Origin of the sequence: Micromonospora sp. KC721, assembly GCF_004348355.1 — a bacterium.
Classification (GTDB): domain Bacteria; phylum Actinomycetota; class Actinomycetes; order Mycobacteriales; family Micromonosporaceae; genus Micromonospora.
This window is the reverse complement of record NZ_SMJY01000166.1, coordinates 1-14,395: the sequence shown is the minus strand read 5'-3', so window position 1 is coordinate 14,395 and position 14,395 is coordinate 1. Positions and strand designations below refer to the sequence as shown.

The window sequence follows — 14,395 nt, the reverse complement described above, 5'->3', positions numbered from 1 at the left end:
GCCCCGGCCCGGCCCGACTTCACCGAACCGGACCTGACCGTCGAGCGGCGGCACGCCTACACCGACGCGCTGGCCCCGCTGCCGGCGGTGGCGGGAGCGTGGCGGGTGCCCGACCCGATCGACGACTTCGCCGGCTACCTGCCGTACGTGGTGCTGGCCGAGGTGCTCACCGACGGCGACGCGTCCCGGCTGGTCGAGCGGCTGGTCCAGCGGGACCGTACGGTCACCGGCCTCGGTGGCTACCTGGGCTTCATGGGCGACCCCTTCGACGTACGCGACCCCACCGCGCTGCTGCTCCAGGCGCACCTGCCGCCGGGCGGCGACGTGGACAAGGTGCTGGGCGCCATCGACGAGGAACTGGACCGGCTGGCCACCGACGGGCTGACCGACGACGAGTTGGCCCGCACCCAGGCCCGGATGGCCACCCACCTGTTGCGCGACACCGACGCGGTGCTCGGCCGGGCACTGCGGATGGCGGTGCTGGAGCAGCAGCGGGGCGAGCCGGGCCTGCTCAACGAACTACCCCGGCTGGTCGGTGAGGTCACCGAGGAGCAGGTACGCGCCGCCGCCGCCACCCTGCGACCGGAGCGCCGCGCCGCAGTCGAGGTCATCCCCGGAGGTGCCAGATGAGTGCGAGGAGTGAGCCGGGTTTGCGAGCCCCGCAGTCGCGAACGGAGAACGCCCGGTGAGTGCGAGGAGTGAGCCGGGTTTGCGAGCCCCGCAGTCGCGAACGGAGAACGCCCGGTGAGTGCGAGGAGTGAGCCGGGTTTGCGAGCCCCGCAGTCGCGAACGGAGAACGCCCGGTGACGGCAATCCTTTCCGCCGAGGCCCGCGCGCTGCCGCCGCTCGGGCCGACCCGCAAGCTGAAGCTGCCGAAGCAGGCCGAGCGGACGCTGTCCAACGGGCTCACCGTGATCGCGGTGCGCCGTCCCGCCGTCCCGCTGGTCGAGGTGCGGCTCTGGATGCCGTTCGGGCGGGCCCACCTGGCCCGGGGCGCGCTGCTCTCGCAGTCGCTGCTCTCCGGCACCGCGACCCACACCGCCACCGAGATCGCCGCCGAACTGCAGAAGGTCGGCGGCGGGCTCTCCGCCGGGATCGACCCGGACCGGCTGATGCTCTCCGGGGCCAGCCTGGTCACCGGCCTGGGCCGGATGCTGGAGATCCTCGCCGACGTGCTGACCGGGGCCACCTATCCGGCCGAGTGGGTCGACACCGAGCGGGACCGGCTGGTCGACCGGATCCAGGTCGCCCAGAGCCAGCCGTCCCACCTGGCCCGGACGGCCCTGCTCAAGCGGATCTACGGCCGCCACCCGTACGCGGTGCAGACCCCCGAACCCGATCAGGTTCGGGCCGTCCGTCCACCGGCGCTGCGCCGGCTGCACGCCGAACGGGTTCACCCGGCGGGCGCGGTGCTGGTGCTGGTCGGCGACGTGCAGCCGGAGCGTGCGCTGGACGCCGCCGAGCTGGCCCTGGCCGGTTGGCGGGGCGACGGGCACCGGGTGGAGCTACCGCCCGCTCCGTCGCTGGAACCCGGTCCGCTGCTGCTGGTCGACCGGCCCGGTTCGGTGCAGTCGTCGCTGCGCATCGCGCTGCCGGCGGTGCCCCGGACCCATCCCGACCACGCCGCGCTGCAACTGGCGAACCTGCTCTTCGGCGGCTACTTCTCGTCCCGCTGGACGGAGAATATTCGCGAGGACAAGGGCTACACGTACGGACCGCACTCGGCCGTCGAGCACTCCGTCGCCGGCTCGGTGCTGGTGGCCTCCGCGGAGGTGGCCACCGAGGTGACCGGTCCCGCCCTGCTGGAGACCACGTACGAGCTGGGCCGGCTGGCCACGCTGGCGCCGAAGCCGGACGAGCTGGAACAGGCCCGCCAGTACGCCCTGGGCACCCTTCAGCTGGGCATGTCGACCCAGGCCGGCCTCGCCTCGTTGACCAGCGCGTACGCCGGTAACGGCCTGCGCCTGGACTTCCTCGCCGAGCACGCCGCCCGGCTGGCGAGGGCGACCGTGGACGACGTCGTCGAGGTCGCCGCCCGCTACCTGGCGCCGGCGAAGGCGGTCACCGTGGTGCTCGGCGACGCCGACCGGATCGAGGGGCAGCTGTCCGCCCTGACTCCGGTCCGACGGGAGCCGGCGTGAGCACTGAGCCGTCTTCAGCCAATCTGACCGGCGAGTCGCCCCCACCCGGCGTGACGGGCCCGGCGGCTCCACCGCTGGCCCGCTCCACGCTGGACCGGGCGGCGCACCGGCGGACCGACCGGGAGTGGTTGGCGCAGGCGTGGCGGCGGGCCCGGGTGTTGGTGCTCGACGCGACCCGCGACGGGCGGGCGTTGGTGCGCGGCACCAACCCGCCCGCGTTGGTGTTGCGGGATGCGGTCGAGTTGGGCGCGATGGGGGACGCCGCGCCGCTGTTCCTGGGTGTGGAGCCCGACGGCGTCCCGGTCTTCGCGGTGGACGCGCCGCTGTCGGAGCTGCCCGGCACCCGTGAGGTCAACCTGCGTGAGGTCGGCCACCTGCTGAGCGACCGCGACGCGGGGTTGTTCACCACCGCGCTGGCGCTGGTCAACTGGCATCGGGGGCACGGCTGGTCGCCACGAACCGGGCACCGCACGGAGGTCGACGAGGCCGGCTGGTCCCGGGTGGACGCGCAGGGCCACCGGGCCTGGCCCCGGACCGACCCGGCGATGATCGTGCTGGTGCACGACGGGGTGGACGGGCCGGACGGGCGTTGCCTGCTCGGCAACAACGCGGCCTGGCCGCGTACGGCAGGGAAGCGGCGCTACTCCTGCCTCGCCGGCTTTGTCGAGCCGGGGGAGTCAGCCGAGGCCGCCGTGCTGCGCGAGGTCCGCGAGGAGGTCGGGGTCGCGGTCGAGCGGATCGGGTACGCGGGCAGCCAGTCCTGGCCGTTCCCCGGCTCCCTGATGCTCGGTTTCCTGGCGGAGGCGGACCCGGGGGCGCCGGTACGGCTCGACCCGGCCGAGATCGCGTACGCCCGCTGGTTCACCCGACGGGAGATCGGCGCGGTGCTGGCGGGCCGGCCGGTGGACGTCGGCGGTGGTGACCGCATGATCCTGCCGCCCCCCTCGTCGATCGCCTTTTTCCTCCTGGACCGCTGGCTCAACGGCCACTGCTGACGTCGCCGCCCCGACCGATTCCCTCCCCCCTGGCCGATCCCTTTCCGCCTCGCCCGGCCCGCCCGCCGCGCCTCGTCGCGCAGCGTGCGGCAGGCGGTGTCACGGGCGGCGGGGTCGGTCGAGGGCCCGGGCCGGGTTCGGCCGGGCCGGGCCCTCGCCTCGTCAGCCGGATCAGGTCAGGTCGAACTGTCCGTTCTTCGCGCCGGTGATGAAGCCGAGCCATCCGGCCCGGGGGAACAGCAGCACCGGCCCACTGGGGTCCTTGCTGTCGCGCAACCCGACCGCCGCCGCGCTCAGCGGGGCCATCTCGACGCAGTTCGAGGTCTGGCTGCGGGTGCTCTTGCGCCACGGGGCGTCGGGCAGCTGCCGGGCGGAGAGGGTGTTGTGGATCTCGTTCATGGTTCTGCTCCTGCTCTGGAACTCCGATGGGGACGAGTGGCGTCCGCCCGATCCCGACGGAGGTTCGGCGTGGATCACCGCTCCGTCAGCCGCCCGGACGGCCGACGCTGGATCGGCGCCGCTGCCGCCCCGGGGGCTGCCGGGGATGGCGTCGCCGTCCCGGTGAGCCGTCCCGTCTCCTCGAAGAGCCACGAGACGGTGTCCGTTGCGGTGAGCGCCGCCGAGCACAGCCACTCAAAGACCACTTTATAGCGATTTACGGTATTTGCATCGTGTGACATGACGTCGATGAAGCCACCTTCGATCGCCAGCGTCTCCGGATCCTGCGGATCGGCGAAGCGGTAGAGCGAGAATGCGGTCGGCGGCAGATAGAACTGGCCGATCACGGTGGTGCGTTGCAGCAGGCGCAGCGTGACGTTGGGAAGCATCGCCAGCTCGCAGAGCTTGCCGAGCTGCTCGCGCCGTACCTCGACGGGGCCGGCCCGCTCGCCGAGCGCCGCCTCCTCCAGCACCGCCGTGTAGCGGGGGCCGTCCGCCCGGTCCAGCAACGACTGTCGAGCCAGCCGGGCGCGGACCTCGGTTTCCGGATCCTCGCCGGCCCGCGGGTCGCTCTCCGTCTCGGTGGCCCGGTCCGCCGAGACGATCCGCAACCGGGCGTAGCCGGCAGTCTGCAGCAGCCCGGGCACCAGGACCGGGTTGTACTCACGGATCTCCGCGCAGCCGGCCTCGATCTCCGCCCAGCCGAGCTGCTGCTGCGTCATCACCGGGTATGACTTGCGCCAGCCGCGCACGTCGCCGGCCTCCCGGGCGATGGCGAGCAGGTCCGCCCGCTGTGCCGCGTCCGCGCCGTAGAGCTCCAGCAGCACGGCCACGTCGTCCGGGTCGGGTCGGCTGCGCCCGTTCTCCAGCCGGGACAGCTTGGACGCCGACGCCCAGCCGATTCGTTCGATCACCTGGTCGCCGGTGAGCCCCGCCGCCTCGCGCAGGCGGCGGAGATCGGTGCCGAGCCTGCGCCGACGCAGGATCGGGCTCGGTACGGCAGGAGGCACGGGTGTCCTCGATTCCGTCGACCGCCGCTGACGCGACGGTAACTGTATGAGATTCGCCCCCCACGGTCAGTATGGACGCGCGACCGGCGTCGGTGGTTCCCGGCGAGGGCGTGTCCCGAGACAAAAAGAGGACTGTGGTAACTGTCAGCGGCGCGGACGACGATGACCGGGCCGGCCGCACCTCCTCCAGACCGCGCCCGCCGGCGCCACCCCCGCGGAGGGAATCCCATGCGCACCGTCCTGCGCCGCCCCGACTTCCGACTGCTCTTCGGCGCGTTGCTGGCCAGCATGGCCGCCGAGTCGATCCTGCTGCTCGCGCTCGCCATCTGGGTCAAGGACCTGACCGGCTCGGACGGTCTGGCCGGCGCGACCATCTTCGCGATCATCGCGCCGATGACGCTGGCGCCGCTGGTGGGCTGGCTGGTCGACCGGTACCGCCGGCGGCCGTTCTTCGTGGCCGCGAACCTGGGCACGGCGGTGCTACTCACTCCGCTCTTCGCCGTCCGGGACGGTGCCGATGTCTGGATCATCTACGTGGTGGCCGCCCTGTACGGCCTGTCGTACCTGACGCTCACCGCCACCCTCAGCGGCCTGATCCGGCAGCTCGTTCCCCACGAGCTGCTCGCCGAGGCGAACGGGGCGTTGCAGACCGTCCGGCAGGGGCTGCGCCTCGGCGGTCCGCTCGCCGGTGCGGTCCTCTACGCGGCGGTCGGCGGCTGGCTGCTCACCACCCTGGCCATGGTCGGGTTCGTCACCGCCGCCGTCGTGGTCGGGCTGCTCCGGACCGCCGAGGTCGCACCGGCACCGGTCACCCTGCGCTGGTCGGCCGAGCTGGGCGCCGGGCTACGCCACCTGGCAGGTGAGCCGGCGCTGCGCCGGGCGCTGCTCGGCTACGGGGTGGGCTCGCTGGTGATGGGCTTCAGCGAATCACTGATCTTCGCGTACGTCGACCAGGGCCTCGGCCGGGACGCCGCGTTCGTGGGGGTGCTGGTCACCGTGCAGGGCATCGGTGGGCTGGTCGGTGGTCTGCTCTCCCCGGCCGTGGTGCGGCGGGTCGGCGAGGTCGGCGCGCTCGCCGCGGGGGTGACCTGCTTCGGTCCGGCCGCGCTGGCGTTGGCCTGGCCGGACCTGCGGCTGGGCGTGCTCGCGCTGCTGCTGGCCGGGGTGTCGCTGCCGCTGACCATGGTGGGGCTGACCACGCTGGTCCAGCGGCGTACCCCGCCAGGGCTGTTGGGTCGGGTGACCGCGGCGTCGGAGGCGCTGGTCAGCGGGCCGCAGGCGTTCTCCATCGGATTCGGTGCGGTGCTCGTCGGCGCGTTCGACTACCGACTGCTCTTCGTGCTCGTCGGGGTGATCACCACCGCGGCCGGCGTGTGGCTGTGGTGCGGCCGTCGCCTCTCCCCACCCGTCGGGCGACGCCGCACCCCGCCGCACCCGCTCCCACCGGTCCCGTCTCCCCGCCGGTCGCCGGAGTCGCTCGCCGCGCACGAGGTGGTCGCCACCACCCGCCGGGACGGATGGTCCTGACCCGACCACCGACGCGCCCGGGGCCGGCGCGGTGTGCGACGACCTCCGGCGGCGGGTCCTCAGCCGGCGATGCTGGCCAGGTGCTGCTTGACCTGGGTGATCGAGGGGTTGGTCAGGGCGCTGCCGTCGGTGAACCGCAGCGTCGGAACGGTCTGGTTGCCCCCGTTGACGCTCATCACGAACTGGGCCGCCTGCGGGTCCTGCTCGATGTCGACCACCTCGTACGCGATGCCCTCCCGGTCGAGCTGCGACTTCAGTCGGTGGCAGTAGCCGCACCACGGGGTGGAATACATCGTCAGCATGGTCAGGTCCTCCAAGACTCGCTCGGCCCGGCGCCGGTCAGGCCAGGCTAACCGCTGCAACACCAGCGCGAGCTGAGATGATTCCTTGTTGTGGTGGTTCACTCAGCGGCCGAACTGGTGCTCGCCGGACTGGATCCGGAGCAGCGGTCGGCGGTGACCGCCCCGGCCGGCCCGGTCTGCATCCTGGCCGGCGCGGGCACCGGCAAGACCCGCGCGGTGACCTCCCGGATCGCCCACCGTGCCCTGTCCGGCGAGATCTCGCCCCGGCACGTCCTCGCGGTCACCTTCACCGCCCGGGCCGCCGCCGAGATGCGAGCCCGTCTCACCGTGCTCGGGGTGGGAGGTGTGCAGGCACGCACGTTCCATGCGGCCGCGCTACGCCAGGTCCGCTACTTCGCGTCCCGGCTGCTCGACGGCCGCGCCCTGCCGGAACTGCTCGACAGCAAGGTGCGGGTGGTCACCCTGGCCGCAGCCAAGGCCGGCCTGCGCGCCGACCGGGCCGCCGCCCGCGACCTGGCCGGTGAGATCGAGTGGGCCAAGTCGTCGCTGGTGGAGCCGGGCGAGTACGTGGTGGCCGCGGCCAAGGCGCAGCGCGACACCCCGTACGAGCCGGCGAAGGTGGCCGACGTGTTCACCGCGTACGAGCGGCTCAAGCGCGCCAACGGGGTGATCGACTTCGAGGACCTGCTGCGCGCGGCGGTGTGGGGCATCGAGGAGCACCGCGACGTGGCCGAGCAGGTGCGCGGCCAGTACCGGCACTTCGTGGTTGACGAGTACCAGGACGTGAACCCCCTCCAGCAGCGGTTGCTGGAGGCGTGGCTCGGCGGTCGGGACGACCTCACCGTGGTCGGCGACGCCAGCCAGACCATCTACTCGTTCACCGGGGCCACCTCGTCGTACCTGGTGGACTTCCCGCGCCGCTACCGTGACGCCACGGTGGTGCGCCTGGTCCGCGACTACCGCTCCACCCCGCAGGTGGTGGGGCTGGCCAACGCGGTGATCGGCCAGGCCCGGGGTGCCGAGGCCCGGCTGCGCCTGGAGTTGCACGGGCAGCGCCCGCCGGGCCCCGAACCGGAGCTGCGCATCTTCACCGACGAGCCGGCCGAGGCCAACGCCGTCGCGGCCCGCTGCCGGACGTTGGTCGACTCCGGCACCCCGGCGAAGGAGATCGCCGTCCTGTTCCGAACCAACGCGCAGTCCGAGGTGTACGAGAAGGCGCTGACCGAGGCCGGGGTGCCCTACGTGGTGCAGGGCGCGGAACGCTTCTTCGAGCGGGCCGAGGTACGTCAGGCGATGGTGGCGTTGCGGGCCGCCACCCGCTCGATCCCCGGGCAGACCCCGCTGCCCGCCGCCGTGGTGGAGGCGCTCGCCGCGGTCGGCTGGGCGCCCGGCGCCGCCCCGCCGGGCGGGGCCGCGCGGGAACGCTGGGAGGCGCTGGCCGCGCTGGTCCAGCTCGCCGAGGAGTACGCGGCCACGCCCCCGGTGCTGCCGATCGGCGAGGCCGCCGCGGTGGAGCGTCCGGTGACGCTGTCGGACTTCACCGAGGAGTTGGCCCGGCGGGCCGCCCAGCAGCACGTGCCCACGGTGGACGGGGTGACGCTGGCGTCCCTGCACTCGGCGAAGGGTCTGGAGTGGGACGCGGTCTTTCTGGTCGGGCTCTCCGAGGGCACCCTGCCCACCACGTACGCCCGTACCCCGGAGCAGGTGGAGGAGGAGCGCCGGCTGCTCTACGTGGGGATCACCCGGGCCCGCCAGTGGCTCTGGTTGTCGTACGCCTCGGCGCGTTCGCCGGGTGGGCGGGCGCGGCGGCCGTGCCGGTTCCTGCCGCAGCTGGACCGCTCCGGCGGCGGCGAGCGGGCCGGCGGGAGCGGGGTGGCCCGCCGGGCCGGTGTGGAGCGGCGGCGGGTCCAGGTGGCCTCCTGCCGTATCTGCGGCGCTACCCTGCTCGCCGGCCAGGACCGCAAGCTGGGCCGCTGCCCGACCTGTCCGTCCGATCTGGACGAGGAACTGTACGAGCGGCTGCGCGACTGGCGGGCCCGGGTGGCCGGGGCGCAGAAGGTCCCGGCGTACGTGGTCTTCACCGACGCGACCCTGACCGCGCTGGCCGAGCGGCGTCCGGGGCGGGTGGAGGAGCTGATCGCGATCGCCGGGATCGGTCCCCGCAAGCTGGGCCTGTACGGCGAGGCGGTGCTGGCGCTCGTGGGGGGCGCCACGGTCGATGACATCGGCCCGCAGAAAACTTCAGAAAACTCGTCGTAAATTCGTTTGCCCTCGCCCCCCGGCGAGGAATAGCCTCAGGACACACCTTGGGAGCGGCACCATTCCGGCTGCTCACGGGGTGGAGTCCGATGTCGGCACGAGGAACGTGAGGGAGGTGGCACCCGTGGAGATCTTCACCTATGAGCGTCTGGCGGCGATGCCAGCTGTCCACGCTCCGCTGTCGGCTGTCCGGGTGGCCCTTGCCGCCACGCGACCGTCGGTTCCGCAGGTGCACCAGGTTTGGACTCAGGCCGAGCTGATCCAGGCCGCGCCGGCCACCGGAATCGAGCGGACCAGTGGCTTCACGGGCATGGGTGTCGATGCCGCAAACAAGCGGCGCGATGTCCGCGGTGTTCCACCTCGAGGTAGACCGGTCTGAAACTCAGACCACCGGCTCACCTCGAGGCCGCGGAACCCGCATACCGGGATCCGCGGCCTCAGTTTTTTTGCCCCGCCGTACGTCGGAAAGCGATCCACGAGATCGAAGTGAGAGAGAGGTGACCGGGTGATGAGTCTGGCGTTGGCCCCGCTCGACGTGAGCGTCGAGGTGGAGGCGAACCTGCCCTGCCGGAAGTTCGACCCCGACCTGTGGTTCTCCGACCAGCCGGCCGAGCTGGAACTGGCCAAGTCGCTCTGCGGGGACTGCCCGCTGCGCGTCGAGTGCCTGGCCGGTGCGGTCGAGCGGGCCGAGCCCTGGGGCGTCTGGGGCGGCGAGATCTTCGAGCGTGGCGCGGTCGTCCCGCGCAAGCGGCCCCGGGGCCGCCCGCGCAAGGAGGACCTCGCCCGCGACGCCGCCCTCCGGGTCGAGGCCGAGGCGCGTCTGGTGGCCAGTGGTGTGGCCACCCAGCGCGACGCGGTCCGGCTAGCCGCCTGACAACTTCCCGATCCACACGTCCCCGCCGGTCGTCACCGGCATCGAGAAAGTGAAGACCATGCTGCTGCACCTGCCGAACGGAACCGAGATGCAACTACTCCACGAAGCGTTGTCCCGGGCTCGAATGCGCCGGCCTCAGGCCGGTCGTACCACCACGAGCACTGAGGCAACCCGTTCCGCCCGTACCGTCGCCATGAACAGCCGTACCCAGTCGGCGCGTGACCTGGGCGTACTCTAGATCCCTAGCAGAACGTGGGGGCGGTGACCGGATGGTCACCGCCCCCACGTGTGTCGTGGATCAGCTCACCGGGGCGAAGCCGGGCAGCCAGCGTTCCAGGATCCCCCGGTACGGCGCCTTGGCCTCCAACTGGCAGAGCACCCCGATCGACCCGAGGGTCACCCGGTGGATGAGCAGGTACGACGGCGGCAGGTTGAGCTGGCGGCTCAACTGGAAGGCCGGTGACTTCGGGCTGGCCAGCCGGGTCGCCTCCGAGCGCAGCCAGGCCCGGGTGAAGCGGAACTCCTCCTCGGCCACCGGGGCCAGCATGGGCCGGATGTAGTCCAGCAGGGCCTGCGCGTCGATCGGTTCGGTCTGGCTGACGAAGCCCTCCTCGCGGAGCCCGGCCACCACCGCGTCGGCGTCGCCGCGCAGGGCCAGCCCGGCGAGCCGGCCGATCGGCTCCGGGGTGCCCTCCGGCATCCGCGCCACCGCGCCGAAGTCGATCACACCCAGCCGGCCGTCGGGCAGCAACCGGAAGTTGCCCGGGTGCGGGTCGGCGTGCAGCAGCCCGGCCCGGGCCGGCGCCGACAGGTGCAGGATGGCCATCAGCCGGCCGGCCTCGTCGCGCTGTTCCTCGGTCCCCTCGCGGATGATGTCGGCCAGCGGATTGCCCTCAATCCACTGCGTGACCAGCACCCGGGGGGAGGCGTGGAACACCTGCGGAATGAAGATCTCCGGGTCGTCGGCGTACGCGGCGGCGAAGGCACGCTGCGACTGCGCCTCCAGCTCGTAGTCGAGCTCCTCGGTGATCCGTTCCCGTAGCTCGGCCAGGAGCGGCTTGACGTCCAGCCCGGGCTGGATGGCGCGGAACATCCCGCCCAGCCGGGAGAGCTGCTTGAGGTCGGCCAGCAGCGCGTCGCCGGCGCCCGGATACTGGATCTTGACGGCGGCGGCCACCGCCTCGCCGGTTTCCGGGTCGCGCCACCACGCCCGGTGCACCTGCCCGATGCTCGCCGCGGCAGCCGGGCTGTCGTCGAAGGAGACGAACCGGTCCCGCCAGTCCGGCCCGAGCTGCTCGGCGAGCACCCGGTGCACGCTGGCCACGGGCAGCGGCGGTGCCGCCTCCTGAAGTTTGGTCAGCGCCTGCCGGTACGGTGCGGCGATCTCGTCCGGCAGGGCCGCCTCGAAGACCGACAGCGCCTGACCGAACTTCATCGCACCGCCCTTGAGCTGCCCGAGGACGCTGAACAGCTGCTCGGCGGTGCGTTGCTGGATCTCGGCGGAGATGACGTCGGAGGCGATCCCGGTGACACGCTTACCCATGCCGAGGACGGTCCGCCCGGCGAAGCCGAGCGGCAGAGCGGCGAGCTTGGCGGTCCGGGAGACGGCCCGGCGCGGGATGTCGGTCACCCGGCCATTGTTACCGACTTCCGGGGCCGGCGGCTGCTCCCGGCCGGGCTGACCCTCGGCTTTCCCGGTCAGCGCCGTCGGCCGGAGCAGGTGCAGCGGGGGTGAGGTGACCAGACGCGGCGTCGGAGCCGGCCGGTCCCGCCCACCTCGACGGCGCAGCCGAGCGTCTCCGGGCTGCCGCCGTCGAGGTGGGCGAGGGCTTCGGCGACCGCGTACCCGACGGCGGCGAGCAGGGTCGCCGCCGTACAGCTCTGGTCGTCGGGATCGCCGGCGAGCTGGGCGGCCAGCGCCGGCCAGCCCGGGTCGCGGTCGACCCGGTGCAGGTCCAGGCAGTGCAGGCAGGGGCCGACGGGGGGCCGCACCAGCGGCCCGACCACCGGCGTCCCCTCCCGCAACCCGAGCAGCAGGTGAGGTTGGCGGCGGTGGGCGTACCCGGCGGCGAGCAGCGCCGCCGGCCGGTCCGCGTCGAGCTGGACCACCAGTTCGACGCGCACGCGGCCGGGTGAGCGGGTCAGTGTCCCGGGGCAGGCCCGGCCGATCATCGCGCGGAGCGCCTCGGCCCGTGGTTGCCCCACGTCGGCCGCCGTGAGCCCCGTGCCGACCAGGTCGCCGGGCTGCACCGGCCCGGCCAGGTCGGGTACCACGTGGCCCACCCCCGCCTGAGCCAGCGCGACGGCGACCGGCCCGCCGAGGCGTCCCCCGCCGGTCAGCACCACCCGGGCGGCCCGTCGTCGGCGCAGCACCTGGGCCGGAGTGCCGGGCAGGGCCGGCGCGGCCAACGCGAGCGCGGTGGCCTCCGCGGCGAGCCGGGCGCGGGCGGCCCCGGCGAGGTCACGGGGGAGCAGCGTGTGCGCGGGTACGACCAGACCGGCCGCCTGCAGCGCGTCGAGCAGTTCCCGGGCCTCGGTGGGACGGACCTGGGCCCTGGTCGCCTCGGCCAGGATGACGCGTTCGCTGCGACTGCCGTCGAGCAGGTCGAGTAGTCGGGCGGCGCGCGGATTCGCCACCTCCAGCAGGACGGCCCGGCCGGGCCGTAGGCCGAGTTGCAGGGTGTGCCGGTCGCGCCAGAGCCGGGTCAGACCCGGCAGCAGCGTGGGGCGGGGGAGAGCGACGGAGGTTGACCTCATGACGACGAATCGTGATCGAGCCGAAGCTGTCCGTCGATCGTTGTCCACAGGTGCGCGGCCCTGCACGCAGCGTTGTCCACAGCATTCCGTGAGTTATCCACAACCGGGCGGTAACCGTGTCGCGCTTCGGACAGTACGGAAGCCGTGACCACCTCGGGGGTGGCGCGCGCGACACCGGCCCGCGAGCGGTCCGCTCGCGCGGTTCGTCGGCGGCGCTCTCGGACCGCGGACACCACGGGGGAGGGCGGCCGGCGCCGCCCTCCCCCGTGTGGCCGGTCAGACCTTGGCCTTGCCCAGGATGCGGTTCACTGTTGTGCCGCACACCGGGCACTTGCCCTTGGCCATGTTCATCCCGGTCTTCGAAACCTCGACCCGCCCCTCGAAGTCCCGCTTCTCCTTGCACTTGACGCAGTAACCGTTGTAGGTCTGGGCCTGGTCGGCCACGGTAAGCCTCCTCGTCTCGTCCGCCGGGCGTACCGGCCCGACGGTTCCCCGGCGGCGGGCCACGCAGGGCGCCGGCACCGGGGTCGTTCTGCGCGGCCACCCACGTGACCGCTGGTTGGCGGACCCTACCCAGGTGCGGGTAGTTCCATGTCAGCTGTGCATCGACACTGTGAGGAAGTCGACGTCGAGAGTGTGCACGCCGGAATAGGTGGGATCGGGCAGTTTGCCGGGGACACGCCGGGTGAAACGGCCGAACTCCGTCGGGGCCGGCCTGCCTGCGGCGGGACGATCTTCTACGGTGGGACCGGAGGGCGTGCGGTCGCCGCGCGACCGTCACGAAGGGTGGCCGACCGGTTTCGTCAAGGTCATCGTCAACTTTTTTCGGGACTCTCCGCGACCAACCACCATTTTCTGGGCGCGTGTCGCCGTGTTGACTCTTGCGGACCCCTGGTCAGTACGCTTTAGCTTTCCTTCGTGACAGGAAACCACGGCTGCGCGGCCCACTGATGGCTGGGGTGCGGAAGCCGGTCGTCGAGGTACGGCGCAGCCAGCGCCGGCGACGCACGGTGTCCGCGTACCGCGACGGGGAACGCGTCGTCGTGCTCATCCCGGACCAGTTCTCCCGGGCCGAGGAGAGCGAGTGGGTCGACCGGATGCTGGCCCGGCTCGCCGCCCGGGAGGGGCGCCCCGCCCGCTCCGACACCGAGCTGCTCGACCGGGCGTTGCGCCTGATCAACCTGTATCTCGCCGACCACGGTGCCGAGGCGTTGCCGGCCAGCGTCCGCTGGGTCACCAACCAGAACGGCCGCTGGGGTTCCTGCACCCCCGCCGACCGGACCATCCGCATCTCCCACCGGCTCCAGGAGATGCCCGACTGGGTCCTCGACTACGTGTTGCTGCACGAGCTGGCGCACCTCATCGTGCCCAGCCACAACGCCCGTTTCTGGGAGCTGGTCAGCCGGTACGCCAAAACCGAGCGGGCCCGCGGCTACCTGGAGGGCGTCGCCGCCGCCTCCGCCGTTCCGCTGCCCGGCTAAGGTCGGGGCGTGCTCCGACGTGTGGTGGTGGCGTTGCTGGTGCCGGCGGCGTGGGCGCCGCCGGGGATCGACCCGGTGAGCTGGCGTACCGCGCTGGCGGAGGACGTGGTGGACCTGCTCGCCACCCTGGCCGAGGTCGAGACGGCGGTGGCGGTCACGCCGGAGGACCGCCGGGTGGCCGAGGCGGTGGTCTGGCCGGGCACCGTGATCCACGAGGTGCCGGAGCCGACGGTCAACGCGGCCCTGGCGGCGCTGACCGGGTACGACCAGGCAGCCGTGGTCGCCGCCGACGCCCCCGACCTGCCCGGCCTGATCCTGGGCAAGTTGCTCCGGCCGCTGACCAGCCGACCCGTCGCCGTCGCCCCGGTCGACGGTGACCCTCCCGGCCTGCTCGGGGTGGCGGCGCGGCTGCCCGTACCCGCCTGGCTGCCGGCGCTGGACCTGGACACCGCCGTCCCGGCGGACCTGCGCCGGGCGGCACCCGTCCCGGGCGACGTCGCGGTCACCCCGGCCTGGCGCCGCCTGCGCGGCCCGGTGGACCTGGCGGCCCTCGATCCGGCGGTAGAGGGCTGGGAGAACACCCGCACCCTCCTCACCACCCCCCACTGACC

Annotated in this window: 15 protein-coding genes; 9 read left to right on the top strand and 6 right to left on the bottom strand. The window is 73.0% G+C overall.

What is annotated here, in order from left to right; translation table 11 throughout:
• The 3 genes from E1182_RS23455 to nudC form a co-directional block, all read left to right on the top strand.
• The coding region (locus E1182_RS23455) for a pitrilysin family protein (RefSeq protein ID WP_132268998.1) at positions 1 to 630 on the top strand (630 nt) is incomplete at its 5' end.
• A gap of 173 nt (positions 631 to 803) precedes the next feature.
• Positions 804 to 2,141: a pitrilysin family protein gene (locus tag E1182_RS23450; protein ID WP_132268996.1), complete on the top strand. Its 1,338-nt coding sequence runs from the start codon at positions 804 to 806 to the stop codon at positions 2,139 to 2,141.
• Positions 2,142 to 2,191: 50 nt separating this feature from the next.
• Entirely contained in the window at positions 2,192 to 3,136 is a 945-nt protein-coding gene (gene nudC, locus E1182_RS23445) for an NAD(+) diphosphatase (protein ID WP_132269000.1), read from the top strand.
• 171 nt (positions 3,137 to 3,307) lie between these two features.
• Here nudC and E1182_RS23440 read toward each other — a convergent pair whose 3' ends face one another.
• Complete coding sequence (locus E1182_RS23440; protein WP_132268994.1) at positions 3,308 to 3,535, bottom strand: DUF397 domain-containing protein; 228 nt, start codon at positions 3,533 to 3,535, stop codon at positions 3,308 to 3,310.
• 74 nt (positions 3,536 to 3,609) lie between these two features.
• Positions 3,610 to 4,584 carry a helix-turn-helix transcriptional regulator gene (locus tag E1182_RS23435; protein WP_132268992.1) on the bottom strand — a complete coding sequence of 325 codons (975 nt, stop codon included), beginning with the start codon at positions 4,582 to 4,584 and terminating at the stop codon, positions 3,610 to 3,612.
• Positions 4,585 to 4,812: 228 nt separating this feature from the next.
• Here E1182_RS23435 and E1182_RS23430 point away from each other — a divergent pair, with 228 nt between their 5' ends.
• Positions 4,813 to 6,111: an MFS transporter gene (locus tag E1182_RS23430; RefSeq protein WP_243706384.1), complete on the top strand. Its 1,299-nt coding sequence runs from the start codon at positions 4,813 to 4,815 to the stop codon at positions 6,109 to 6,111.
• A 59-nt stretch (positions 6,112 to 6,170) separates the two neighbouring features.
• Here E1182_RS23430 and E1182_RS23425 read toward each other — a convergent pair whose 3' ends face one another.
• Positions 6,171 to 6,413, bottom strand: a complete 243-nt coding sequence (locus E1182_RS23425) for a mycoredoxin (protein ID WP_132268989.1) — start codon at positions 6,411 to 6,413, stop codon at positions 6,171 to 6,173.
• Between the two features lie 90 nt (positions 6,414 to 6,503).
• Between E1182_RS23425 and E1182_RS23420 the strand changes: the two genes are divergently transcribed.
• The 3 genes from E1182_RS23420 (at position 6,504) to E1182_RS23410 (ending at position 9,546) form a co-directional block, all read left to right on the top strand.
• Complete coding sequence (locus tag E1182_RS23420) at positions 6,504 to 8,672, top strand: ATP-dependent DNA helicase UvrD2 (RefSeq protein ID WP_132268986.1); 2,169 nt, start codon at positions 6,504 to 6,506, stop codon at positions 8,670 to 8,672.
• 124 nt (positions 8,673 to 8,796) lie between these two features.
• Positions 8,797 to 9,051: a hypothetical protein gene (locus E1182_RS23415; RefSeq protein WP_132268984.1), complete on the top strand. Its 255-nt coding sequence runs from the start codon at positions 8,797 to 8,799 to the stop codon at positions 9,049 to 9,051.
• Between the two features lie 129 nt (positions 9,052 to 9,180).
• The gene (locus E1182_RS23410; RefSeq protein WP_132268981.1) at positions 9,181 to 9,546 is read left to right on the top strand and encodes a WhiB family transcriptional regulator; all 366 of its coding nucleotides are present in this window, start codon (positions 9,181 to 9,183) and stop codon (positions 9,544 to 9,546) included.
• A gap of 298 nt (positions 9,547 to 9,844) precedes the next feature.
• On the opposite strand, the gene E1182_RS23400 is transcribed toward E1182_RS23410, so the two are convergent.
• The 3 genes from E1182_RS23400 to E1182_RS23390 all read right to left on the bottom strand — a co-directional run bounded on the left by E1182_RS23400 (position 9,845) and on the right by E1182_RS23390 (position 12,747).
• The gene (locus E1182_RS23400) at positions 9,845 to 11,176 is read right to left on the bottom strand and encodes an AarF/ABC1/UbiB kinase family protein (protein WP_132268976.1); all 1,332 of its coding nucleotides are present in this window, start codon (positions 11,174 to 11,176) and stop codon (positions 9,845 to 9,847) included.
• 68 nt (positions 11,177 to 11,244) lie between these two features.
• The gene (locus E1182_RS23395; RefSeq protein WP_132268974.1) at positions 11,245 to 12,303 is read right to left on the bottom strand and encodes a ThiF family adenylyltransferase; all 1,059 of its coding nucleotides are present in this window, start codon (positions 12,301 to 12,303) and stop codon (positions 11,245 to 11,247) included.
• A gap of 276 nt (positions 12,304 to 12,579) precedes the next feature.
• Complete coding sequence (locus E1182_RS23390) at positions 12,580 to 12,747, bottom strand: DUF5679 domain-containing protein (RefSeq protein WP_012014940.1); 168 nt, start codon at positions 12,745 to 12,747, stop codon at positions 12,580 to 12,582.
• Positions 12,748 to 13,253: 506 nt separating this feature from the next.
• Here E1182_RS23390 and E1182_RS23385 point away from each other — a divergent pair.
• Together E1182_RS23385 and E1182_RS23380 are read left to right on the top strand one after the other, a co-directional pair.
• Entirely contained in the window at positions 13,254 to 13,784 is a 531-nt protein-coding gene (locus E1182_RS23385; protein ID WP_132268969.1) for a M48 family metallopeptidase, read from the top strand.
• 9 nt (positions 13,785 to 13,793) lie between these two features.
• Complete coding sequence (locus tag E1182_RS23380) at positions 13,794 to 14,393, top strand: hypothetical protein (RefSeq protein ID WP_132268967.1); 600 nt, start codon at positions 13,794 to 13,796, stop codon at positions 14,391 to 14,393.
• Positions 14,394 to 14,395 lie beyond the last annotated feature (2 nt).

Excerpts from the sequence above, each read along its gene's own strand:
- E1182_RS23425 (WP_132268989.1), bottom strand. The coding sequence starts at position 6,413 with ATGCTGACGATGTATTCCACCCCGTGGTGCGGCTACTGCCACCGACTG.
- E1182_RS23440 (WP_132268994.1), bottom strand. The coding sequence starts at position 3,535 with ATGAACGAGATCCACAACACCCTCTCCGCCCGGCAGCTGCCCGACGCC.
- E1182_RS23395 (WP_132268974.1), bottom strand. The coding sequence starts at position 12,303 with ATGAGGTCAACCTCCGTCGCTCTCCCCCGCCCCACGCTGCTGCCGGGT.
- E1182_RS23410 (WP_132268981.1), top strand. The coding sequence starts at position 9,181 with ATGAGTCTGGCGTTGGCCCCGCTCGACGTGAGCGTCGAGGTGGAGGCG.
- E1182_RS23430 (WP_243706384.1), top strand. The coding sequence starts at position 4,813 with ATGCGCACCGTCCTGCGCCGCCCCGACTTCCGACTGCTCTTCGGCGCG.
- E1182_RS23385 (WP_132268969.1), top strand. The coding sequence starts at position 13,254 with ATGGCTGGGGTGCGGAAGCCGGTCGTCGAGGTACGGCGCAGCCAGCGC.